Raw genomic sequence first — 20868 nt, forward strand, 5'->3', positions numbered from 1 at the left:
CGCGAAGAGGCCGGCAATGCACATGCTGCTGGCCCTGCTGTTGCTTATAGCAATGCCGCTATGGGCCTCAGAGCCCAAAGAGCTGGATTGGCCCGCCCTGATCCCCGAAGGCGCCCCGGTCATCCCGCCGCAACTGGCGCCGCTGCACGACATGTCGCAACTCAGCAACGCCCTGTCTGCCGAGTCCGCCCCCGCCGCGCGCCAGCAAGCCCCCGACGCCCCGGTGGTGAAAGGCCTCGACGGCCAGCAGGTCAAGCTGCCGGGCTACATCGTGCCGCTGGAGGTCAGCGAAGAAGGCCGCACCACCGAATTCCTGCTGGTCCCTTACTACGGTGCGTGCATCCACGTGCCACCTCCGCCGTCGAACCAGATCGTGCATATTTTCAGCGAGATGGGCGTGCGCGTCGAAGACCTCTACCAGCCCTACTGGATCGAGGGAAAGATGCAGGTTAGAGCCTCCAGCAGCGAACTGGCCGACGCCGGCTACCAGATGGAAGCCGAGAAAATATACGTTTATGAGCTGAGATGAGAACTGTTTCGAATTCGTGAAGACGCTTCTTTGAGCTGGGTCAAACTTTCTGTTTAACCAGCTCCGTACCATTGGACTACTTGATTAATAACGTCCTTTGGGAGCTTCCATGAACAAGTCCTTGCTCGGCGCCTCGCTTGTGGCCCTTGCGCTCGCCGCCCCTGCCGCCCACGCCTACCAGGCGGGGGACATGATCCTGCGCGCAGGCGCCATCACCACCGCCCCGAACGAAAGCAGCGGCGACCTGAAGTTCGACGGCAACAAGGTGTCGGGCACCAAGGCGACCCTGGACAGCGACACCCAGCTGGGCCTGACCTTTGCCTACATGCTCACCGACCACATCGGCCTGGAGCTGCTGGCAGCCACCCCGTTCAAGCACACCGTCGGCGTAAAAGGCCTGGGCGGCGGGCTGGACGGCAAGCTGGCAGACATCAAGCAACTGCCACCGACCCTGTCGCTGCAGTACTACCCGATGGAGCCGAATTCGCGCTTCCAGCCGTACGCCGGTGTCGGTATCAACTACACCCTGTTCTTTGACGAAGACCTGAGCAGCGCACGCAAGCAACAAGGCTTCAGCAACCTCAAGCTGCAGGATTCGGTAGGTATTGCCGGCCAACTGGGCATGGACTACATGCTGACCGACAACCTGCTGGTCAACGCCTCGGTCTGGTACGTCGACATCGACACCAAAGCCAGCGTCAACGGCCCGACCGCGCTGGGCTACAGCAAGACCAAGGTCGACGTAGACGTCGACCCGTGGGTGTACATGGTCGGCCTTGGCTACAAGTTCTGACCTGAACACTGCAGGGCGGCTTCGGCCGCCCTTGCGTGTTGCAACCATAGCCAGTAGCCCAGCGCTGCCGCACTGATGGCCATGCCAAGCCCACACACCGCAGTCCACCCCCAATGGGCATGCACCCAACTTGCCAGCACCGCCCCCAGCCCACTGCCCAGTGAATAGCAGCACATGTAGGCACCGATCAAGCGGCTGGCCATGGCGCCACGCCCTGCCAGCAACAGCGTCTGGTTGGTGACATGCACCGCCTGCACGGCAAAGTCCAGCATCAGCACACCCAGCACAAAGACCATCAGCGACTGCCCGACAAAGGCCGTGGGCAACCACGACAGCGTCAGCAGGACCAGCGCCAGCCCGGTGGTGCGCTCCCCCAGCCCCTGGTCGGCCAAGCGACCGGCGCGCGCTGCCGCCAAAGTACCCGCAACCCCTGCCAGGCCGAACAGGCCAATCTCGGTATGGCTCAACGCCAATGGCGCAGCGCTGAGGGGCATGACCATGGCACTCCACAGCACACTGAATGCGGCGAAGATCAATACGCCAAACACGCCGCGCTGGCGCAGCAGCCTGTCTTCCCGATACAAACGGAACTGGGACACGATCAGCGCCCGGTAGCCAGGCCGGTTTACGAGCGGCTGCCCGCCGGGCAGGCTGCGCCACAGCACCAGGGCCAGCAGCATCAGCAGCCCGGCGGCAACCAGATACACACTGCGCCAACCGGCCAGGTCAGCAAGCCCGCCTGCCACCAGGCGCGCCAATAGAATCCCCAGCACCACGCCACTGGTGACGGTGCCCACAGCCTGCCCTTGCTGACCGGGTGAGGCCAGGCTGGCCGCATGCGCCACCATGATCTGCACCATGACGGCCATCAGCCCGGTGATGGCCAAGGCCAACAGCAACATCGCCCAGCTGGGCGCCATACCGACGCCGACCAGCGCCAGGGCCGAAAACAGCAACTGGCCCAGCAACAGGCGTTTGCGGTCGATCAGGTCCCCCAGTGGCACGATCAGCAGCAGCCCCAGGGCATAACCGGCCTGGGTCGCGCCGACCACCCAGCCAATCTGCTGCTGCGCCACCCCCAGGTCGGCGGCCATCGATTCAAGCAAAGGTTGGGCGAAGTACACCGTCGCCACCGCCATGGCGCTGGTGATGGCAAGCAGCAGGGTTATCCCGCGTGTCAGCGCAGATGTCATCGGTCAGGCCTCGTCAAATTGGTTTTGATTTGAAACCACTTCTGGCTATTTAGCAAATGTGGTTTTAATCTGCAACCAGACTTTCAGAAACAGGCCTACCCCATGCTCGATGAAAACAATGCGCAATGCCCCGTGGCCCGAGCCCTGGAGGTATTGGGTGATCGCTGGGCGCTGATGATCCTGCGCGACGCCTTCGACGGCCTGCGGCGCTTCAGTGAATTTCAGAAGAACCTGGGGCTGGCGAAGAACATCCTCGCCTCACGGCTCAAGCTGCTGGTGGAAAGCGGGTTGCTGATGACACAGCCGGCTTCGGATGGCAGTGCCTACAAGGAATATGTGCTGACCGAGAAAGGGCGGTCGGTGTTTCCGGTGGTGGTTGGCTTGAGGCAGTGGGGGGAGCGGCATCTGTTTGAGGTGGGTGAGGCGCGTTCGGAGTTGGTGGAGGGTGCTACGGGGCAGGCGCTTGAGACTTTGCAGGTGCGGGCTTTGGATGGGCGGGTCCTCGGGGGCGAGGATTGCCTGCGCAGAGTTGTGCGGCATGGGTGATTTTGGGGTTGCTGCGCAGCCCATCGCGACACAAGGCCGCTCCCACAGGGATAGCGTAAGAGGCCTCTGTGGGAGCGGCCTTGCGTCGCGAAAGGGGCGCAAAGCGCCCCCAGGGACTCAGCCTTTACCGAGAAGCCTGGCTAGGCCCTCTACCATCGGCGTCGCCTGCGGAAACTCGAACCGCGCCAGCAACCGCTGGTTGTCCGCCCGCGAATGGCGGATATCACCCGAACGCGCCGCCACATGGCTGATCGCCGGCAAACTGCCCACCACCTTCTCCAGCGCCACCAGCAACTGGTTCAACGAGGTGGCCTGGTTCAGGCCGATGTTCACCGCCCCCTCCTCGACCTGCGGCTGCTCCAGCGCCTGCACCATCACCTGGACCAGGTCGCCCACATAAAGGAAGTCGCGGGTCTGCTCGCCATCGCCGAAAATGGTGATCGGCAAGCCCTGCACTGCCCGCTCGCAGAAGATGCTGATGACCCCGGAATACGGCGAGGACGGGTCCTGGCGTGGCCCGAAGATATTGAAGAAGCGGAACACCACCGGCTCCAGGCCATGCTGACGACGGTAGAAGTCCAGGTACTGCTCACTGGCCAGCTTGTCCACGGCATAGGGCGTCAGTGGCGCCTTGGGTGTGTCTTCGGCAATCGACTCACCTTCGCCATTGTTGCCGTACACGGCCGCACTTGAGGCAAACAGCACCCGGCGCAGACCATGCACGCGCATGGCTTCGCACACGTTGAGGGTGCCGATGAAGTTGCTCTGGTGGGTGCGCACCGGGTCTTCGACCGAGGCCTGCACCGAGGCCACCGCTGCAAGGTGCACCACGGCACTGCAGCCTGCCGCAACCTGCGTGACCAGCCCGGCGTCGGCGACATCGCCTTCGATCAGCTCCAGCCGTGGGTGGTCAACCTGCAGGTTGCTGCGCCGGCCGGTGGAGAAGTCGTCGAGAATGCGTACGGCGTAGCCTTTGTCCAACAACGCATCGCACAGGTGGGAGCCAATGAAGCCGGCACCGCCGGTGATCAGGATGGGGGCGTCAGCCATGGCGGTAGAACCGGTCCAGTAGAGGCGGCAGGCCAGCGCGCCAGGCGCGCGGCTTGATACCGAAGGTATGAAGGATTTTCTTGCAGGCCAGTACCGCATGCTGCGGCTCTTCGCTGGCATCCGGCCGCGCGGCATGGGCCTGCGGCGTCGGCGCCTGCACAGCCAGCTGGCGGTACTGCCCTGCTTCGGTAAGGATCGCCTGGCCCAGCGCCAGCGGCGTGGTCGCCTCGTTACCGGCGTAATGGTAAGTGCCCCACAGCGGCGCACTGCAATCGAGTTGCTTGAGCACCGACAGGATCACCCGGGCGGCATCGTCGACCGGTGTCGGGTTGCCACGCCGGTCATCGGCCAGCAGCAGCTCCTGCGGTTGCTCGGCACGGGTCAGGAAGCGGCCCAGCGACCCGTCGATGCTCTCGTCGAGCAACCAGCCGAAGCGCAGCAGCACATGCTGCGGGCAGGCTGCGCGCACACTCTGTTCGATGCGCCACAAGGCCTGGCCCCGCAGGCCCAGCGGCACGGGCTCGTCCTTTTCGCTGTAGGCAGTGGCCCGCGAACCATCGAATACCCGGTAGCTGGATGGCTGCACCAGGGTGATCTGGTGGTGCTGGCACAGCTCCGCCAGCCGCTCCACTGCCCGCTCCTGCTGAGCCAGACGTTGCTCGCTGACCGACTCGGCCTGGAACCAGTCGAAGTAATAGGCCAGGTTGACCAGGGCGTCGGGGCGGTGATCGTCGAGCAACTGAGTGAGGTTGGCCGGCGTCCAGCCGTTCTCGGGCGGGCGCGGTGCCAGGAAAGCAATGTCCTCCTCGGCCCCAAGACGAATCAGCGCTTGCCCGAGGGCATTGCCACCACCCAACAGCATTAGGCGCATACGCATAGAGTCAGCAGATCCGGAGAGGTTGATGAAGGAAAGGGGCCATTTTGCGGTTTCCGGGCGGGGAAGTCCAACGTCGAGCCTCGTCAAGGCTTCAGGGGGAGTCGTGGATCTGGAGTTTCACTGCACAACACAACCCGCAGAGAAAAGTCCTACGACACACCAGGAAAGAGCTGACTTCCCCCACAGAGGCGTAAATGCATTGAATAGTTGACTCTCTTGCTTGCCAGCCGGGGAGCTTCCTCACAATAAGTACAAGGAACGTTCAATGTCTCATCCCGAAGCCGCTTACCTGGATTTTTGCCCGGAACAAAGTCGGTCCATAGCCCTTGCAAGTCAGACCATTGCGGACTTGGGCGGACCGGAAGCCAAAGGGGCAGCATTTCAAGCTCGCGCCTTCGCCGATCAGCTCGAAAAAGGCTTGGGTGAAAAACAACGTTCGCTGCTGCAGCGCTTCAACGAAGGCAACGTGTCAACCTTGATGTTCAGGCAAATGCGTTGTGCCGACGAGCCGATACCTGAACACCTACCCGATATCAACGACCTGGCGCAAAGCCCCCGCTGCCTATACCTCGCTTCACGAAATCAACTGCTGCTGGAACTCGCGCGTCATCGCAGTTTCGCTTTTGATATCGACAATGAAGGCAAACAGGTCCGCCTGGTTGGTAACTTCAAGGGTGGTGGCCGTATCCCACGCTACAACGAAGCACCCTGCCTGGCAGTGGAAACCAGCTCACATGCCGGCTTGTACTTGGGACCGCACACTGAAGCCCCGTACAACTGCTCAACAATCTCCAGCAACGGTCACTCCCCGGCCCCCTCCGCGCTAATCCTCACTGCGCGCTGGAATCCCGCCAATGAGCCTACGCATGTCTTCCCGCTCCGGGAAATCATCGAATGCTTGAGCAGCCTGGATACACTTGCGCTGACTTCAAGGTCTTTCGACTTCACGCGCAGTGACTGTTTCGCTAAAGGCAAGGGCAATGCGGGCAAAGAAGTTTCAATACTTCAGTTCGAGCCCAATGGTGGTTTCTCAATTCGTTACAACAGCTACCGCTTCCGCCTGAGTGACCGTGCTTGCAGCGCCGCCGCGCGTGCTTTCACTACCTTTCAAAAAAAGCTCGATAACGCACAACCGCTGGCGTTCGTCCTCCAGCCCGATAGCGCATTGTTGATCAACAACAGCCGAGCCTTGCACGGTCGCGACAGGGTTCAGGACAACCGGCGCCTGCTCATCCGTCAGTTCGGATACTCCCCCTTCGCGGAGCCGCTGGTTCTCGTTGAAGACCCGCTTCTGGTTCGTGGTTAATCACTGAGAAAAACGATGATCGAATTCGATTTGACGCTTGTTCTGATACTCGCGCTGGTCGCACTCATGGCCGGCTTTTTCGATGCTATCGCCGGAGGCGGAGGCTTGATCACGCTCCCAGTGCTTTTTATCGCCGGTATAGAGCCCTTGGCAGCCATTGCCACCAATAAATTCCAAGCCGCTTCGGCTACCGTCTCGGCTACATGCGCTTTCGCCCGAAAAGGCATGATCGACTGGAGGCGAGGCAGCCCAATGGCGGTCATGTCGTTTATCGGAGGGGCTCTGGGGGCCTTGTCTATAACCTACGTGCCCAAAAGCCTTTTGCAGGCATGCGTCCCACCTTTGCTGATCCTGATAGCCATTTACTTTGCCTTTAGTCCAAAACCGAATGAGCAAGCGCGCAAGGCGAAGTTATCGACTAGCCTGTTCTGCGTAACGGTTGCGCCAATCATTGGGTTTTATGATGGCATCTTCGGCCCTGGCGTCGGCTCGTTCTTCATGCTGGCCTGCGTAGTTCTATTAGGCCAACAGCTGATACAAGCCGTGTGTACCAGCAAGCTTTTGAACGCAGCCTGCAACCTGGGCGCGCTGTCAGTCTTTTTACTCAGCGGAGCGATCATCTGGCCGCTGGCGCTGGCAATGGCGATTGCCGCCTTTCTGGGCGCACAATTAGGTGCCCGCTGCGCAGTTCGTTTCGGCTCTCGCCTCATAAAGCCACTGCTGGTCAGTGTCTGCATCATCATGGCATTCAAACTACTGCTCGACACGGGCAATCCACTCGGCGAATGGCTTGATCAGTTTTTCTAGAGGGCGCCATGCACTTGCAAACGGGATCTTCTCAGCGTCTGAAATGGCAATTTGACGAACCCGCCCCGGGCAAGGAACTGTTCATCGACGAACAGTTCGGAAGCTACCAGCAACAGGCCCGGTTGCTGGTACCTGATACCGAACGCGCAGCGCCGGCATTCGTGCTGGGTGGCGCGCGCTCGGACTTTACCCGGCTCAACCCACTGCTCTATCGCTTGCAAGCCGCCGGCATCGGGTCGCTCACTGGCAATCTTTCTGGTCACAGCCTCGCCAGCGAGCCAGGTGCAGTGGCACCGTCACTGGCGACCAACCTCGAAGAGGCACAGCGGTTTCATACGCATATCGCACCTCGATGCCGAACACTGATCGGCCACAGCCTGGGCGCAGCAATCACGCTGAAACTTGCAGCACGCTTGCCGCAAGTGGACAGCATCGTGTTGATCTGCCCGGCAGTTTATCCAGATGATGCCCACCGGGCGCCGTTTGGCCCGGCATTCACCGCAGCCATCAGCAAACCCTACGGCTTTCTGGACAGCGACAGCTACGCCTTCCTCAAGCAGTTCCAAGGCAGAGTGCTGATGGTGATTGGCGAGTATGACGGGCTCAACTCACAACGATTCGGCAAAGGCCCGGGCACCAGTGCAGGTAGCCTGTGGCTTGCCGGTGGCGAGCGCTACAGCCCGATTCCTGAAGAAGTTACCCAGGCCCTGATGCAGTCAGTTCCAGCAGCACGTTTGCAATGCCTGTTTCTCACCGACTGCGACCATGGCATCGCCGCGCACTTACGCAGTACGCCAGCGATTGCGGATCAGGTTGCCCGCGCCGTGGAGGCTTTCATCCTCGAAGACGCCTGACAGTTTGAGGATTACTCGATCTCGAACAGACTGTTACGTAACGGCCCCACGCTCAAACGCTCCCGTACATCATCATCTATACGCGGATCATCCGGCCGGTACAGTTTCACCTGCCGATAAGCATTGATGCGATTGATCTCCTCACCCAGGTACTCCCACACCACCCGGGTGCAGGCCGGGTTGCGTCGGTCGCCGCTGGAAACCCCGGCCTTGAGGCCGTTCAGGCGGGTGATGCGGCTTTTGAAGCTGGGGATGAGGATGGTCTGGCTCATTTCGTTGAAGGTGAGCGACTCGTAGTCGATGAGGAACACCCGGTCCTGCAGCTGGAACGCCGCGCCCAGGTAGCGGCAACGTACCTCGGCATGCTGGTCGTTGGCACTGGAACGCTCCTGGCGCTCCTGGCGCTCGAACAGGAAGCGGCCGCGCTCTTCCCACAGGTGCACCAGCGACACCAGGATCGTGCCCGGCACCGACATGCAGTTGGAATACTCGAAGTAATAACCGCAATAGCGCGACAGGTTGCCAGCATGGTCGTGCAGCGGGCGAAACAGTTCGCTGATCGGGTCGCTGGGCTGCTCGGCCAAGGTCGACACCCGGGCGCCAATCAGCCGGGCGAACTGCTCGGCCGGCAGGTTCAGCTCGTAATCCTCGACCCCGAAGAAATCGCCAATGCGCTTCAGGTTGAACGCCGTCGGACGGCTCTGCCCGCTCAGGTACTTGTTGAACTGCGCGCGGTTGATCGAGAGCTGCCGGCAAACTTCCGAGATAGAGCGGTAGTGGCTGCAGGCCAGTTTGAGGTTGGTGGCGAAATGATCGCTCATGTGCGGAATCCAGGTGACGCGAATGACGCCATTGTAGCATCAAGTCGCATCAAGTCAGAGCAACCCGCGAAATTGTAACGACTCTTGTCATGGCCAACCATTCGCCCCAACGAATAGCGGTGCGCCTGCCGTCCGCTGGTCATTCCACACGAAGAATAAGAATCGAGGTCATTTTCCAATGCTCGAAGTACTCAACGATTTCCTTTCGGGGAAACTCCTCATCGTGCTGATCGTAGGGCTGGGTAGCTACTTCACTATCCGTTCGCGTTTCGTTCAGTTCCGCCATTTCGGCCACATGTTCACGGTGTTCAAGGAATCGCTGCGTGGCCAGGCAGGCCAGCTGAGCTCCTTCCAGGCCCTGATGCTGAGCCTGGCCGGCCGCGTTGGCGCCGGTAACATTGCCGGTGTCGGTATCGCCGTGACCCTGGGTGGCCCGGGCGCCGTGTTCTGGATGTGGGTCACCGCACTGGTGGGCATGTCCAGCAGCTTCTTCGAATGCACCCTGGCCCAGGTCTACAAGCGCGCCGACGGCGACGGCCTGTACCGTGGCGGCCCGGCCTACTACATCCAGCACGGCCTGAAGCGTAAAGGCATGGCCATCGTGTTCTCGATCCTGCTGCTGGTCACCTACGGCTTCGCCTTCATTGGCCTGCAGTCTTACACCGTGACCCACTCGCTGCAGAACGCCTTCAACTTCGCGCCAAGCCAGACCGGTATCGTTCTGGCCGTGCTGCTGGCCATCACCTTCATCGGCGGCATCAAGCGCATCGCTGCGGTGTCGGACCTGCTGGTACCGATCAAGACCCTGGCCTACATCGGCGTGACCCTGTACGTGATCGGCACCCAGATCGAACACGTGCCAGCCATGCTGGAAACCATCTTCAAGAGCGCCTTCGGCCTCGACCCGGCGTTTGGCGGCCTGCTCGGCAGCGCGATCGTCATGGGCGTGAAGCGTGGTGTGTTCGCCAACGAAGCGGGTTTGGGCAGTGCGCCGAACGTCGCCGCCGTGGCTGCCGTGAAACACCCGGGCGCCCAGGGCGTGGTCCAGGCCTTCAGTGTGTTCCTCGATACCTTCGTGATCTGCACCTGCACCGCGCTGCTGATCCTGCTGTCGGGCTTCTACACCCCGGGCTTCGAAGGTGACGGCATTGTCCTGACCCAGAACTCGCTGGCTGCCGTGGTCGGTGACTGGGGCCGTGTGTTCGTCAGCGTGGCACTGTCGCTGTTCGTGTTCACCTGCATCCTCTACAACTACTACCTGGGCGAGAACAGCCTGCAGTTCCTCACCCGCAACCGCGTGGTGCTGATGGCGTTCCGTGGCCTGGTGCTGGCACTGGTGGTGTGGGGCTCGATGCAAGACCTGTCGACCGTGTTCGCCTTCGCCGACATCACCATGACCTGCCTGGCCTTCGTCAACCTGGTGGCCCTGGCCCTGCTGTTCAAGGTCGGCCTGCGCGTGATGCGCGACTACGACGACCAGCGCAAAGCCGGTATCGGCCAGCCTGTGTTCGACTCGACCAAGTTCGCCGACCTGGACCTGGACCGCAATGCCTGGCCTGCCAATCCTCAGGTGGAAACAGCCGCTGACAAAGCAGCCGGCCAGGCTCAGCCGCAGCGCTGATATCCTCCCCTGCCCAGCCGCCCCTTCCGCGGGCGGCTTTTCTTTCTCCGCTCACCGCTACGGATGTTTTCCATGCGTGCAGTAAAGAATCTTCTCGTTCTCTATACCGGTGGCACCATCGGCATGCTCGAAACCCCGGAAGGCCTGGCGCCGGCCGGTGGCTTCGAAGCGCGGATGCGCGAACACTTCGCCCACATGGCCAATGCGCCCCAGCTGCAATGGACCCTGCAGGAGCTGAACCCGCTGCTCGACAGCGCCAACATGCAGCAGCACAACTGGCTGGCGATGCGCGATGCCATCGTCGAAGCAGTGGATGTGGCAGGCCATGATGGCGTGCTGGTGCTGCATGGCACCGACAGCATGGCTTACAGCGCCGCGGCGTTGTCGTTTTTGCTGCTGGGCCTGCCCGTACCGGTGCTGCTGACCGGCTCGATGCTGCCGGCAGGTGCCGCAGACAGCGATGCCTGGGGCAACCTGTGCGGCGCGCTGCGCCAGTTCGAACAAGGGCTGGAGGATGGCGTGCAGCTGTACTTCCACGGCCAGCTGCTGCATGGCTGCCGGGTGTCGAAGCTGCGCAGCGAAGCGTTCGATGCCTTTGCTGCGCTGCCGCGTCATCGTGACGGCGAACGGGCCGATACGCTCCCTGCCGAACTTGGTTACAAGCACCCGCGCCAGCCGGTCAACCTGGCGGTCGTGCCGGTGTTCCCGGGGCTGCAGGCCGGGCACTTGCAGGCATTGATCGACAGTGGCGTGCAGGGTGTGCTGCTGGAGTGCTACGGCAGCGGTACCGGGCCGTCGGATGACCAGGCGCTGCTGAATGTGCTGAGCGCAGCGCGCCAGCGGGGCGTGATGCTGGCGGCTATCAGCCAGTGCCCTGAGGGTTCGGTAGTGTTCGATACCTATGCGGCGGGCAACCGCCTGCGTGGGGCCGGGCTGGTCAGTGGTGGCGGCATGACCCGTGAGGCGGCGCTGGGCAAGATGGTTGCGCTGCTGGGGGCTGGGTTGAATGCTGACGCGGCAGAACAGTGGTTTGCCCTGGATCTGTGTGGTGAGCGGGCCTGATTGACGGGGGCCGCTTCGCGCCCCATCGCGACACAAGGCCGCTCCTACACAGGACTGCGCTGTACCTGTAGGAGCGGCCTTGTGTCGCGATGGGCTGCGGAGCAGCCCCAGTACACATGAATGGCGGAAGGCAGCGGGAGTCGAACCTGCCCGGGAACGGCTGCCGTCCCCAACCGGGTTTGAAGCCCGGCCGCGCCACCGGGCGCGATTGCCTTCCTTGAGCTCAGTGCCTGGCCTGTTGCTGGGCCAGGGCGCTGTCGGCGCGGATGTGACGCTGGTCGGCCACCCTCCGGGTCAGGCCGATGCGGTCGAAATATTCCAGAATCTGCACACTGCGCTTGCGACCGATGCCCAACATATCGCGAAACGCGGCCACCTGCACTATCGGCATTTCGCTGGCCTGCCCCAGCAACAGCTCTGCCATGCGCTGTAGCGTCGCCTCTGGGTAGAACAGGTCACGCACCACCTGATGCACCACTCCAAGCCGGGCCAGCTTGCGCAGCAGCAGGCGCACTTCGGCTTCGGCGCAGTTCTCCTCACGTGCCAGCGTCCTGACCCAGGGCGGATCGTACTGCCCCTCCAGCAACTTCGGCTGCAAGCGCGCCCACAGCGCACTGTCGGCTTCGCTCAACTGCACCTTGTGATCGGGCAAGTGCAACCAGGGCCCGCTGCTGGCGATGGCGCCGTCATCGAGCAATTCATCCAGCAGGCTGACGAATGCCGGCCGCTCCAGCGCCAAGGCCGCAAAGCGGCGCAGGCGGTCACGGTCCGGGCCCAGTTGGTCAGGCTCTTGCTCATGGAACCGCGCCAAGTGCTCCAGCACCTGTTGCTTCAGCGCCTGCCACTGGACGTTGGCGAACAGTAGCTGGCCCTGCCGCGTGGCCACCACCAATACCCCTTCTGGCAACTGCCAGGTCGCGCGCGGGCGATTGAACTGCCGCTCAAGCCGCTGGGGGTCAAGGCCACCGGGCGCGCTGGCGAGCAGTGCCGGCAGCGCCTGCTCCAGGTCCTCGGCATTCCGCAGCACCTGCAACTGGCGCAGGCGCTCATCGCTGCGGCGCTGTCGGCTGGGCGCGAACGGGTCGAGTACCTTGCCGCCCCCCAAAGTGCGCTGGGCACGCTGGTCACGCAGCACCAGGCGGTCGCCGTGCACGGCCTGCAACGGCGCATTGAGCAGCAACTGGGCGAACATGCGCTGGCCCGCCGCCAGGGACTCGCCTTCGAGCAAGGCCACCCGGGCCGTTACGTCCTGGGTGCCGAGGTGCACGTGCACAGCGCTGAAATGCTCAAACGTGCGGGGCTCGCCCGGTAGCAGGTTCAACTCGATATCCACCCGCACGCTGGGCGCGTGCAGCCACTCGGGCACCAGCCAGTCCCCCCGATGCACCTGCTCCATCGCCAGGCGTTCGGCCGTGATATTCAGCGCCACCCGCTGGCCCGCCTCGGCCACCAGCGCGGCCTGGTTCTGCGCGTGCAGGCCACGCACCCGCACCGGTTTGCCGGCCTTGCCCAGCAACAAGGTGTCGCCGGCACTGACCCGCCCGGCCAGCGCCGTGCCCGTCACCACCACGCCGGCACCGGTAACCGCGAAAGCGCGGTCGACAGCCAGGCGAAAACCGCCGCCATCGCTTCGCTTGCGCACCGCTGCTTCAGCCTCCAGCAAAGCCTGACGCAGCGCGCCTATGCCTTCACCGCTGATGCTCGACAACGGAAACTGCTGGGCCCCGGCATACGGCCCGGGCGCCAGCAATTCGCTGACCTGCGCCCGCACTTCAGCCAGGCGCGCCGGCTCGACCCGGTCACACTTGCTGATTGCCACCAACGCTTGAGGAATGCCCAGCAGCTCGATGATCGCCAGGTGCTCGCGGGTCTGTGGCATGACCCCGTCGTCGGCAGCCACCACCAGCAACACCAGGTCGATACCGTGGGCACCGGCCAGCATGTTGTGGATAAAACGCTCGTGGCCCGGCACATCGATGAAGCCGGTCAGCGGTGCACCTTCGGCCAGCGCCGCGTAGCGATACCCCAGGTCGATGGTCATGCCGCGGGCACGCTCCTCCTGGCGCTGGTCGCCGGCCTGCCCGGTCAGCGCCTGCAGCAGTGCGGTCTTGCCATGATCGATATGGCCGGCGGTACCGACGATCACTGCACCGGCCCCAGTTGCAGGGCGGGCAACTGCGCCAGCCACTGGGCTTCGTCATCCAGTTGGCGCAGGTCCAGCCACAGGGCGTCGTCATCGATACGGCCAAGCACCGGCACCGGCAGGTCACGCAGTGCCCGTTCCAGCACATGCAGGCTGCGCCCGCGCAACTTCTTCGACACCTGCGGGCGCAGGCACAGGGCTGCACTGGGCAGACGCGCCACCGGCTGGCTGCCACTGCCGATCATGCCAAGCGCGGGCTGCACGCTGACCGACCATTGTTCACCGAGGTGGGCCTTCAGCCCAGGGGCCAGGCGCTCGGCCTGGGCCTGGATCTCGGCCTGGCTGCGGGTCAGCAGGCGCAGGCTGGGCAGGCGTTCGGCCAGGCGGTCGGGGTTGCGGTACAGCGCCAGCACCGCTTCGAGTGCGGCGAGGGTGATCTTGTCGACGCGCAGCGCGCGCTTGAGCGGGTTCTTCTTGATCCTGGCGATCAGCTCCTTGCGGCCAACGATGATCCCGGCTTGCGGCCCGCCCAGCAGTTTGTCGCCACTGAAGGTGACGATATCCGCGCCGTCGGCCAGCGCCTGGCGCACCGTCGGTTCGGCGGGTAGACCCCAGCGGGTAAGGTCCAGCAGGCTGCCGCTACCCAGGTCTTCGAGCAGCGGCAGCTCATGTTGGTGGGCGATGCGCGCCAGTTCGGCCGTGGGCACCTGGGTGGTGAAGCCCTGGATGCTGTAATTGCTGCAATGCACGCGCATCAGCAAGCCGGTGCGCGGGCCGATGGCAGCCTCGTAGTCGCGGGCGTGGGTGCGGTTGGTGGTGCCGATCTCATGCAGCTTCACGCCGGCACGGGCCATGATGTCGGGGATGCGGAAGGCGCCGCCGATCTCGATCAGCTCGCCACGAGAAATGATGCCCTCCTTGCGCGCGCCCAGGCTGTTGAGCGCCAGCAGCACGGCGGCGGCATTGTTGTTGACCACGGTGACGGCTTCGGCGCCGGTCAGCTCGCGGATCAGGCCTTCAATCAGGTCATCACGATCGCCCCGTTTGCCGGTGGCCAGGTCGAATTCCAGGTTGAGGGGATAGCGGGCGGCGGTCTGCATGGCCTCGATGGCTTCTTCGGGCAACAGGGCGCGGCCGAGGTTGGTGTGCAACACGGTGCCGGTGAGGTTGAACACGCGGCGGACCTGGCTGCGCTGCTGAGCGGCCAGGCGTTCGCCGGTGCGGCCCAGGAGGATTTCTGGGGCCAGTTCGGCGGGGGTGAGCTCACCGTTGCGGGCGGGGGCGCGCAGGTCGTCGAGCAGCTGGCGCAGGGTGGCCAGGACCGCGTCGCGGCCGTGGCGGTCGACCAACGGGAGGCAGGCCGGGTGGCGCAGGAGGGTGTCGATGGAAGGCAGGCGTGGGGTGTCGCTGGCGAGGTTTGAAGACATGCGGTACTACCTTGGCTAATCCGGTGTCTGTGCTGGCCTCTTCGCGGGTGAACCCGCTCCCACAGGGGCCGCGCAGCATTTGAAGCTTGCGCAGTACCTGTGGGAGCGGGTTTACCCGCGAAGAAGGCGACTCGGTGTTTCAGTGTAGACACTCACCCTCTACCCAGGCGCGAGCATCAGGTTGGGTGCCAGGCGATGGAAGCCCTCCTCGTCCAGGCGCATATCCAGCGCCAGGCTGGCCAGGTCGTCGGCCAGCGGCTCGGCCGCAGCGTCGTTTTCCAGATAATTCTGCTTCAGGTACGTATTGCACCCGGGGCAGCACTCCGCACGCAGCGGCGCCTTGCCCGGCGCATGGCGGTCATCTTCAAGGCTGGTATAGCGCAAGTCCTTGCTCGACTCGCAGTACACGCACTTGACCCGCACCACATGCCATTCACAGGCACACAAGGAGCAAGCCAGGTACCGCAAACCGTTGTGCTTGCCACGGTTGCGCACCACCCCGGCCATTGCCGGCGAGCCGCAGGCCGGGCACTGGGCCAGACTGCCGGAAGGCTTGAGTTCGGGTGACGGCAGCGCCAGCAGCCAGCTGAACCAGGCAGCCTGTAGCGCGGCACCGAGGAACGGCACCAACGCCGCAGGCACGGCGTCGAACTGCCCTGCAAGCAATGCGATACCCCACGCCTTTCGCTGGCTGTCATCACTGGCACGCAGGGCATGCAACGCCGCAGCGAGCGGGCCGCTGGCCTCTTCATCAAAATGATCGATCAACGCCTGCATCCAGACCAGCCACGGCCCTTCGCGCACCAGGCTATCGGCCGCCAGGGGCGGCAAACCATGACTTATACACAGGCGCTGACGCTCTTCGGCCACCGGCAAACCACCCGGTGGGTTATCCACAAGATGCTGCTGCAAGCGGCACAGCCACGCGATAAACCGCAAGTAATCGCCCAGGGCGTTGCCTTCGGCCAACTGCTCCAACCGCTCGGCACGCAGGGCGAAAAGGTCCTTGGGCGGCAGATGCAGAAACGGCGGCATCACCGCCGACGCTTCTATCTGCCCGGGTTCAAGTATCGTGCTCAAGCGTTCATCCTTCCTTTCGTCCGTGATTGCCCGGCGTCTTGTCGCCGGTCACTTCGCGGTACCACAACGCATGGTGCTTGCGTGCCCAGGCACGGCTGACCCAGCCATGCAGCATGGCGCCGATCGAGCCTTTGATCCAGATGCCGGCGTAGATGTGCACGATGATGCTGAGGATCAGCACGAAGCCCGCCAGTGCGTGGGCAAGCGATGCCAGGCGAATTGAGCCTATGTCGAAGAAATGACTGAAATAGGCCCGCCAGATCACCACGCCGCTGATCAACAACACCAGCATGCAAAACAGAAGCGTCCAGAACAGCAGCTTCTGCCCGGCGTTGTATTTGCCGATGGGCGGCACGCCATCTTCGCGGTTGACCATCACCCTATCAATGCGACGCAACCACAGGCGGTCGTTGGCGGTGATGAAGTTGGCACGCCAGAAACGGAACACCAGGCCGAGGAAAAACACGAACATCGCCACGCCCATGAACGGGTGCAGGATGCGCGTCCACGGCCCGCCGCCGAACAGGTGGCTTAGCCAGAACAGCGCCGGGTGAAACAGCGCCAGCCCGGAAAGCCCGGCCATGAAGAACAGGATGGCGACGATCCAGTGGTTGGTCCGCTCGTTGGCGTTGTAGCGCAGGATGGGTTTGTTGTCGTTCATGGCCGCTGCTCCCCTTGCCCACCGGGCTGCTTCGGATCGTAGACATGCACCGCCGGGTCTACCTGATGCACGCTGTCATCGGGCGGCGTGGGGTGCTCGTCCTCCTCTACCCGCTGCGGGCCAACCCGCACATAGTGGAAGAACCCGGCCAGCACCGCCGCGCCCATGGCCAGCAGCGCCAGCGGTTTGGTGAAGCCCTTCCACAGCCCCACCAGCGGGCTGATCACCGGCTGGTCCGGCAGGCCGGCGTACAGCCTGGGCGTGTCGGCATGGTGCAGCACGTACATCACGTGGGTACCACCGACGCCATCCGGGTCGTACAGCCCGGCCTTGTCGTAGCCGCGCGACTTCAGGTCGACAATGCGCTCGGCGGCATGCACCTTCATCTCGTCCTTGCTGCCGAACACGATTGCCCCGGTGGGGCAGGTTTTCACGCAGGCCGGCTCCAGGCCCACGGTCACGCGGTCGGAACACAGGGTGCACTTGTAGGCCTTGTGGTCCTTCTGCGAGATACGCGGGATGTTGAACGGGCAGCCGGTGATGCAGTAACCGCAACCGATGCAGTGGTCCTGGTTGAAGTCGACGATGCCGTTGGCGTGCTTGATGATCGCCCCCGGGCTCGGGCAGGCCTTCAGGCAACCGGGGTCGGCGCAGTGCATGCAGCCATCCTTGCGGATCAGCCACTCCAGGTTGCCGTCGTCGCGCTCGTGCTCGGTGAAGCGCATCAGGGTCCAGGTCTCGGCCGTGAGGTCCTGGGGGTTGTCGTAGGTGCCGTGGTTGTGGCCGACCTCGTCACGCAGTTCGTTCCACTCCGAGCACGCCACCTGGCAGGCCTTGCAGCCGATGCACTTGGTGGTGTCGATCAGCTTGGCGACTTCCTGCTGCTGGCGTACCGAAGGCGGTACGGTAGTGGTGGCCGAGCGGGCGATGATGTCTTGGCTGGCCATCAGAGTTTCTCCACTTTGACGAGGAACGACTTGGACTCTGGCGTCTGCGTGTTGCCGTCACCCAGGAATGGCACCAGCGTGTTGGTCAGGTAGCCATGCCGCGTTGCGCCGGTGAAGCCCCAGTGCAACGGGATGCCGATCTGGTGCACGGTCTGGTTGTTGACCTGCAGCGGGCGAATCCGCTTGGTCACCACCGCCACCGCATCGATATGCCCGCGCTTGCTCGACACCCGCACCCGGTCGCCGGCCTTGATGCCTTTTTCATTGGCCAGCACCTCGCCGATCTCGACGAACTGCTCGGGCTGGGCAATGGCGTTGAGCCGGCAATGCTTGCTCCAGAAGTGGAAGTGCTCGGTCAGCCGGTAGGTGGTCGCCGCATAGGGGAACTCGTCGTGGGTGCCGAGGGTTTCCCACACCGAGTCGAAGATGCGCCCGGCCGGGTTGCTGACCACCTTCTTGTTCTGCGGGTGCAGCGGGTTGATGCCGATCGGCGTTTCGAATGGCTCGTAATGCTCGGGGAACGGGCCTTCGGCCATCTTGTCGATGGCGAAGAAGCGCGCCACGCCTTCGGGGTTCATGATGAACGGGTTCATTCCCGCTTCCGGTGGCGAATCGACCTTGAAGTCCGGCACGTCGGTGCCGGTCCAGGCCTTGCCGTTCCACCACACCAGGCGCTTTTTCTCCGGGTCCCACGGTTTGCCTTGCGGGTCGCTGGAGGCACGGTTGTAGAGGATGCGGCGGTTGGCCGGCCAGGCCCAGGCCCAGTTCTGCACCTGATGCATTCCGTAAGGGTCGCTGTTGTCGCGGCGAGCCATCTGGTTGCCCTGTTCGGTCCAGCAACCGGCGAAGATCCAGCAGCCAGATGCTGTGCTGCCATCGTCCTTCATCTGCCCGAAGCCAGACAGCTGCTGGCCGGCCTTGAGCGTGGCGCCGGTGGCGTCGGTAAGGTCGGTGACGGCCCAGCCGTTCATTTCCTTGGCCAGTTCCTCCGGGGATGGCTCATCAGGAATCTTGTACGGCCAGCTGATGTTCATCATCGCGTCAGGGTAAGCGCCGCCCTCGGCCTGATAGCGTTGGCGCAGGCGCAGGAACAGCTCGCTCATGATCTGCACGTCGGTACGGGTCTCGCCCGGGCCGTCGGCACCCTTCCAGTGCCACTGCAGCCAGCGGCTGCTGTTGACCAGCGAGCCGTCTTCCTCGGCAAAGCAGGTGGTGGGCAGGCGGATCACTTCGGTCTGGATATTGGCCGTGTCGACGTCGTTGAACGGCCCGGCGTTGCGCCAGAACTCCGAGGTCTCGGTGGCCAGCGGGTCCATGATCACCAGCCACTTGAGCTTGGCCAGTGCCGCAGTAACGCGGTTCTTGTCCGGCAGCGCGGCAATCGGGTTGAAGCCCTGGCACAGGTAGCCGTTGACCTTGCCCTGGCCCATCATCTCGAACATGCGCAGTACGTCGTAGGCCGGCACGTCGAGCTTGGGTAGCCAGTCGTAGCCCCAGTTGTTTTCTGCCGTGGCGTTGGCGCCGTACCAGGCCTTCATCAGGCTGACGTGAAACTTGCCGTAGTTCTGCCAGTACGACAGTTGCCCTGGGCGCAGCGGCTTGGAAGCGCGCTTGTCGATGTAGGTGGCGTAGTCCTGCTCGGCATCGCCAGCCAGGGTCAGGTAACCCGGCAGCGAATTGGACAGCAGGCCGAGGTCGGTCAGGCCCTGGATGTTCGAGTGCCCGCGCAGGGCGTTGACCCCGCCACCCGGCATGCCGACGTTGCCCAGCAGCAACTGGACCATGGCCGCGCTGCGGATGATCTGCGCACCGATCGAGTGTTGCGTCCAGCCCAGTGCATAGAGAATCGTCATGGTCTTGCCCGGTACCGAGCAGGTGGCGATCTCTTCCCACACCTTCATCATGGCGTCCTGTGGCATGCCACAGATCATGCTCGCCAGCTCAGGCGTGTAGCGGCTGTAATGCTGCTTCATCAGCTGGAACACGCAACGTGGGTGCTGCAGGGTCGGGTCGACCTTGGCAAAACCGTCCTCACCCAGCTCGTAACCCCAGCCGGACTTGTCGGCATACACGCGCTTGGCCTCGTCGTAGCCGCTGAACAGCCCGTCCTCGAAGCCATAGCTCTCTTTGACGATGAACGACACGTCGGTGTAGTTGCGCACGTATTCGTGCTGGATCTTGTCGGTGCTCAGCAGGTAATTGATCAGCCCGCCCATGAAGGCGATATCGGTACCGGTACGGATCGGTGCGTAGTAGTCCGCCACCGAAGCGGTACGGGTAAACCGCGGGTCGACCACGATCAGCCGCGCCTTGTTGTGCGCCTTGGCTTCGGTCACCCACTTGAAGCCGCACGGGTGCGCTTCTGCTGCGTTGCCACCCATCACCAGGACCAGATTCGCGTTGGCGATATCGGACCAGTGGTTGGTCATGGCGCCACGGCCGTACGTCGGGGCAAGACTTGCCACCGTCGGGCCGTGTCAGACACGTGCCTGGTTATCGAACCCCAGCATGCCTGTTGCGCGAACCACCTTGTGGGTCAGGTAGCCAGCCTCGCTGGAAGCGGCGGAGGCAGCCAGAAAACCGGTGGTGAGCCAGCGGTTGACGGTTTGCCCCTGGGCGTTCTTCTCGATGAAGTTGGCGTCGCGGTCTTGCTTCATCAGGTCGGCAACGCGGTCGAGCGCCTCGTCCCAGCTGACCCGCACCCACTCCTTGCTGCCCGGCTTGCGTACCTCGGGGTACTGCAAGCGGCTCGGGCTGTGGATAAAGTCGAGCAGGCCGGCGCCTTTCGGACACAGGGTGCCGCGGTTGACCGGGTGGTCGGCGTCGCCTTCGATATGGATGATGCTCTGTTTGACGTTCTTGCCCGCATCACCCTGGCTGTACAGGATCAGGCCGCAGCCGACCGAGCAGTACGGGCAGGTGTTACGTGCTTCTTTGGTATGCGCCAGCTTGAAGTGACGCACCTGCTCGGCGAATGCCGGCGTCGGGGCCATGCCCAACGCCGCCAGGCTCGAGCCTCCAAGGCCGACGGCGGCGACCTTGAAGAATTGCCGACGGTTGAGGTCCATCGTGCACTCCTGATCAGGTGGTGGACGCACGGAACATGGCCGGCGCCTCTTGGTAGTCACGGTGGCGGTTTTGACGGCCGCCA

Annotated in this window: 18 protein-coding genes and 1 tRNA gene; 8 read left to right on the forward strand and 11 right to left on the reverse strand. The window is 63.4% G+C overall.

Annotated features, from left to right (window positions below; translation table 11 throughout):
* The first annotated feature begins 16 nt into the window (after window positions 1–16).
* Window positions 17–529: a DUF3299 domain-containing protein gene (locus ABOC32_RS00515; protein ID WP_426809820.1), complete on the forward strand. Its 513-nt coding sequence runs from the start codon at window positions 17–19 to the stop codon at window positions 527–529.
* Window positions 530–638: 109 nt separating this feature from the next.
* Entirely contained in the window at window positions 639–1322 is a 684-nt protein-coding gene (locus tag ABOC32_RS00520) for an OmpW/AlkL family protein (RefSeq protein WP_014589498.1), read from the forward strand.
* Here the strand turns inward: ABOC32_RS00520 and ABOC32_RS00525 are convergent.
* Window positions 1310–2515 (reverse strand): MFS transporter, encoded by a 1206-nt coding sequence (locus ABOC32_RS00525; RefSeq protein WP_426809821.1) that lies wholly within the window; start codon window positions 2513–2515, stop codon window positions 1310–1312. The two genes, ABOC32_RS00520 and ABOC32_RS00525, sit on opposite strands and share 13 nt — an antisense overlap.
* Window positions 2516–2617: 102 nt before the next feature.
* Between ABOC32_RS00525 and ABOC32_RS00530 the strand changes: the two genes are divergently transcribed.
* The gene (locus ABOC32_RS00530) at window positions 2618–3061 is read left to right on the forward strand and encodes a winged helix-turn-helix transcriptional regulator (protein WP_426809822.1); all 444 of its coding nucleotides are present in this window, start codon (window positions 2618–2620) and stop codon (window positions 3059–3061) included.
* A 117-nt stretch (window positions 3062–3178) separates the two neighbouring features.
* On the opposite strand, the gene ABOC32_RS00535 is transcribed toward ABOC32_RS00530, so the two are convergent.
* Both ABOC32_RS00535 and ABOC32_RS00540 read right to left on the reverse strand, forming a co-directional pair.
* Window positions 3179–4111 carry an NAD-dependent epimerase/dehydratase family protein gene (locus ABOC32_RS00535; RefSeq protein ID WP_426809823.1) on the reverse strand — a complete coding sequence of 311 codons (933 nt, stop codon included), beginning with the start codon at window positions 4109–4111 and terminating at the stop codon, window positions 3179–3181.
* A complete protein-coding gene (locus tag ABOC32_RS00540) occupies window positions 4104–4988 on the reverse strand; it encodes a sugar nucleotide-binding protein (RefSeq protein WP_391131071.1) in 885 nt (294 codons plus the stop codon). The genes ABOC32_RS00535 and ABOC32_RS00540 overlap by 8 nt, the downstream gene beginning before the upstream one ends.
* A 265-nt stretch (window positions 4989–5253) precedes the next feature.
* Here ABOC32_RS00540 and ABOC32_RS00545 point away from each other — a divergent pair, with 265 nt between their 5' ends.
* The 3 genes from ABOC32_RS00545 to ABOC32_RS00555 are packed head-to-tail and all read left to right on the forward strand — an operon-like array spanning window position 5254 to window position 7955.
* Window positions 5254–6294, forward strand: coding sequence for a hypothetical protein (locus ABOC32_RS00545; RefSeq protein WP_426809824.1), 1041 nt, complete (start codon window positions 5254–5256; stop codon window positions 6292–6294).
* A 15-nt stretch (window positions 6295–6309) separates the two neighbouring features.
* Complete coding sequence (locus tag ABOC32_RS00550) at window positions 6310–7101, forward strand: TSUP family transporter (protein WP_426809825.1); 792 nt, start codon at window positions 6310–6312, stop codon at window positions 7099–7101.
* A gap of 8 nt (window positions 7102–7109) precedes the next feature.
* Window positions 7110–7955 carry an alpha/beta hydrolase gene (locus tag ABOC32_RS00555; protein ID WP_426809826.1) on the forward strand — a complete coding sequence of 282 codons (846 nt, stop codon included), beginning with the start codon at window positions 7110–7112 and terminating at the stop codon, window positions 7953–7955.
* Between the two features lie 11 nt (window positions 7956–7966).
* Here the strand turns inward: ABOC32_RS00555 and ABOC32_RS00560 are convergent, their stop codons facing one another.
* On the reverse strand, window positions 7967–8776 hold the full coding sequence (locus ABOC32_RS00560; RefSeq protein ID WP_043199392.1) for a helix-turn-helix domain-containing protein: 810 nt from the start codon (window positions 8774–8776) through the stop codon (window positions 7967–7969).
* A 178-nt stretch (window positions 8777–8954) separates the two neighbouring features.
* On the opposite strand from ABOC32_RS00560, the gene ABOC32_RS00565 reads away from it, so the two are divergent.
* Together ABOC32_RS00565 and ABOC32_RS00570 are read left to right on the forward strand one after the other, a co-directional pair.
* Window positions 8955–10397, forward strand: coding sequence for an alanine/glycine:cation symporter family protein (locus ABOC32_RS00565; protein WP_086974846.1), 1443 nt, complete (start codon window positions 8955–8957; stop codon window positions 10395–10397).
* 63 nt (window positions 10398–10460) lie between these two features.
* Window positions 10461–11459, forward strand: a complete 999-nt coding sequence (locus ABOC32_RS00570) for an asparaginase (RefSeq protein ID WP_426809827.1) — start codon at window positions 10461–10463, stop codon at window positions 11457–11459.
* A gap of 121 nt (window positions 11460–11580) precedes the next feature.
* Here the strand turns inward: ABOC32_RS00570 and ABOC32_RS00575 are convergent.
* The 7 genes from ABOC32_RS00575 to fdnG form a co-directional block, all read right to left on the reverse strand.
* Window positions 11581–11676, reverse strand: a tRNA-Sec gene (locus tag ABOC32_RS00575).
* A gap of 6 nt (window positions 11677–11682) precedes the next feature.
* Window positions 11683–13605: a selenocysteine-specific translation elongation factor gene (selB, locus tag ABOC32_RS00580; RefSeq protein WP_426809828.1), complete on the reverse strand. Its 1923-nt coding sequence runs from the start codon at window positions 13603–13605 to the stop codon at window positions 11683–11685.
* Window positions 13602–15029, reverse strand: a complete 1428-nt coding sequence (selA, locus tag ABOC32_RS00585) for an L-seryl-tRNA(Sec) selenium transferase (protein WP_426809829.1) — start codon at window positions 15027–15029, stop codon at window positions 13602–13604. The genes selB and selA overlap by 4 nt, the downstream gene beginning before the upstream one ends.
* 159 nt (window positions 15030–15188) lie before the next feature.
* The gene (fdhE, locus tag ABOC32_RS00590; RefSeq protein WP_426809830.1) at window positions 15189–16109 is read right to left on the reverse strand and encodes a formate dehydrogenase accessory protein FdhE; all 921 of its coding nucleotides are present in this window, start codon (window positions 16107–16109) and stop codon (window positions 15189–15191) included.
* Between the two features lie 4 nt (window positions 16110–16113).
* Window positions 16114–16770: a formate dehydrogenase subunit gamma gene (locus tag ABOC32_RS00595; RefSeq protein WP_426809831.1), complete on the reverse strand. Its 657-nt coding sequence runs from the start codon at window positions 16768–16770 to the stop codon at window positions 16114–16116.
* The gene (gene fdxH, locus ABOC32_RS00600) at window positions 16767–17717 is read right to left on the reverse strand and encodes a formate dehydrogenase subunit beta (protein ID WP_234229338.1); all 951 of its coding nucleotides are present in this window, start codon (window positions 17715–17717) and stop codon (window positions 16767–16769) included. The genes ABOC32_RS00595 and fdxH overlap by 4 nt, the downstream gene beginning before the upstream one ends.
* Window positions 17717–20785 carry a formate dehydrogenase-N subunit alpha gene (gene fdnG / locus ABOC32_RS00605; protein ID WP_426809832.1) on the reverse strand — a complete coding sequence of 1023 codons (3069 nt, stop codon included), beginning with the start codon at window positions 20783–20785 and terminating at the stop codon, window positions 17717–17719. Before fdnG ends, fdxH begins: the two co-directional genes overlap by 1 nt.
* Window positions 20786–20868 lie beyond the last annotated feature (83 nt).

Origin of the sequence: Pseudomonas sp. WOUb67 (assembly GCF_050058005.1) — a bacterium.
GTDB lineage: Bacteria > Pseudomonadota > Gammaproteobacteria > Pseudomonadales > Pseudomonadaceae > Aquipseudomonas > Aquipseudomonas putida_R.

What these genes read in the sequence shown, in the direction of transcription:
- ABOC32_RS00515 (WP_426809820.1), top strand. Translation starts at nt 17, where the DNA reads ATGCACATGCTGCTGGCCCTGCTGTTGCTTATAGCAATGCCGCTATGG.
- ABOC32_RS00520 (WP_014589498.1), top strand. Translation starts at nt 639, where the DNA reads ATGAACAAGTCCTTGCTCGGCGCCTCGCTTGTGGCCCTTGCGCTCGCC.
- ABOC32_RS00525 (WP_426809821.1), bottom strand. Translation starts at nt 2,515, where the DNA reads ATGACATCTGCGCTGACACGCGGGATAACCCTGCTGCTTGCCATCACC.
- ABOC32_RS00530 (WP_426809822.1), top strand. Translation starts at nt 2,618, where the DNA reads ATGCTCGATGAAAACAATGCGCAATGCCCCGTGGCCCGAGCCCTGGAG.
- ABOC32_RS00535 (WP_426809823.1), bottom strand. Translation starts at nt 4,111, where the DNA reads ATGGCTGACGCCCCCATCCTGATCACCGGCGGTGCCGGCTTCATTGGC.
- ABOC32_RS00540 (WP_391131071.1), bottom strand. Translation starts at nt 4,988, where the DNA reads ATGCGTATGCGCCTAATGCTGTTGGGTGGTGGCAATGCCCTCGGGCAA.
- ABOC32_RS00545 (WP_426809824.1), top strand. Translation starts at nt 5,254, where the DNA reads ATGTCTCATCCCGAAGCCGCTTACCTGGATTTTTGCCCGGAACAAAGT.
- ABOC32_RS00550 (WP_426809825.1), top strand. Translation starts at nt 6,310, where the DNA reads ATGATCGAATTCGATTTGACGCTTGTTCTGATACTCGCGCTGGTCGCA.
- ABOC32_RS00555 (WP_426809826.1), top strand. Translation starts at nt 7,110, where the DNA reads ATGCACTTGCAAACGGGATCTTCTCAGCGTCTGAAATGGCAATTTGAC.
- ABOC32_RS00560 (WP_043199392.1), bottom strand. Translation starts at nt 8,776, where the DNA reads ATGAGCGATCATTTCGCCACCAACCTCAAACTGGCCTGCAGCCACTAC.
- ABOC32_RS00565 (WP_086974846.1), top strand. Translation starts at nt 8,955, where the DNA reads ATGCTCGAAGTACTCAACGATTTCCTTTCGGGGAAACTCCTCATCGTG.
- ABOC32_RS00570 (WP_426809827.1), top strand. Translation starts at nt 10,461, where the DNA reads ATGTTTTCCATGCGTGCAGTAAAGAATCTTCTCGTTCTCTATACCGGT.
- selA (WP_426809829.1), bottom strand. Translation starts at nt 15,029, where the DNA reads ATGTCTTCAAACCTCGCCAGCGACACCCCACGCCTGCCTTCCATCGAC.
- ABOC32_RS00595 (WP_426809831.1), bottom strand. Translation starts at nt 16,770, where the DNA reads ATGAACGACAACAAACCCATCCTGCGCTACAACGCCAACGAGCGGACC.
- fdxH (WP_234229338.1), bottom strand. Translation starts at nt 17,717, where the DNA reads ATGGCCAGCCAAGACATCATCGCCCGCTCGGCCACCACTACCGTACCG.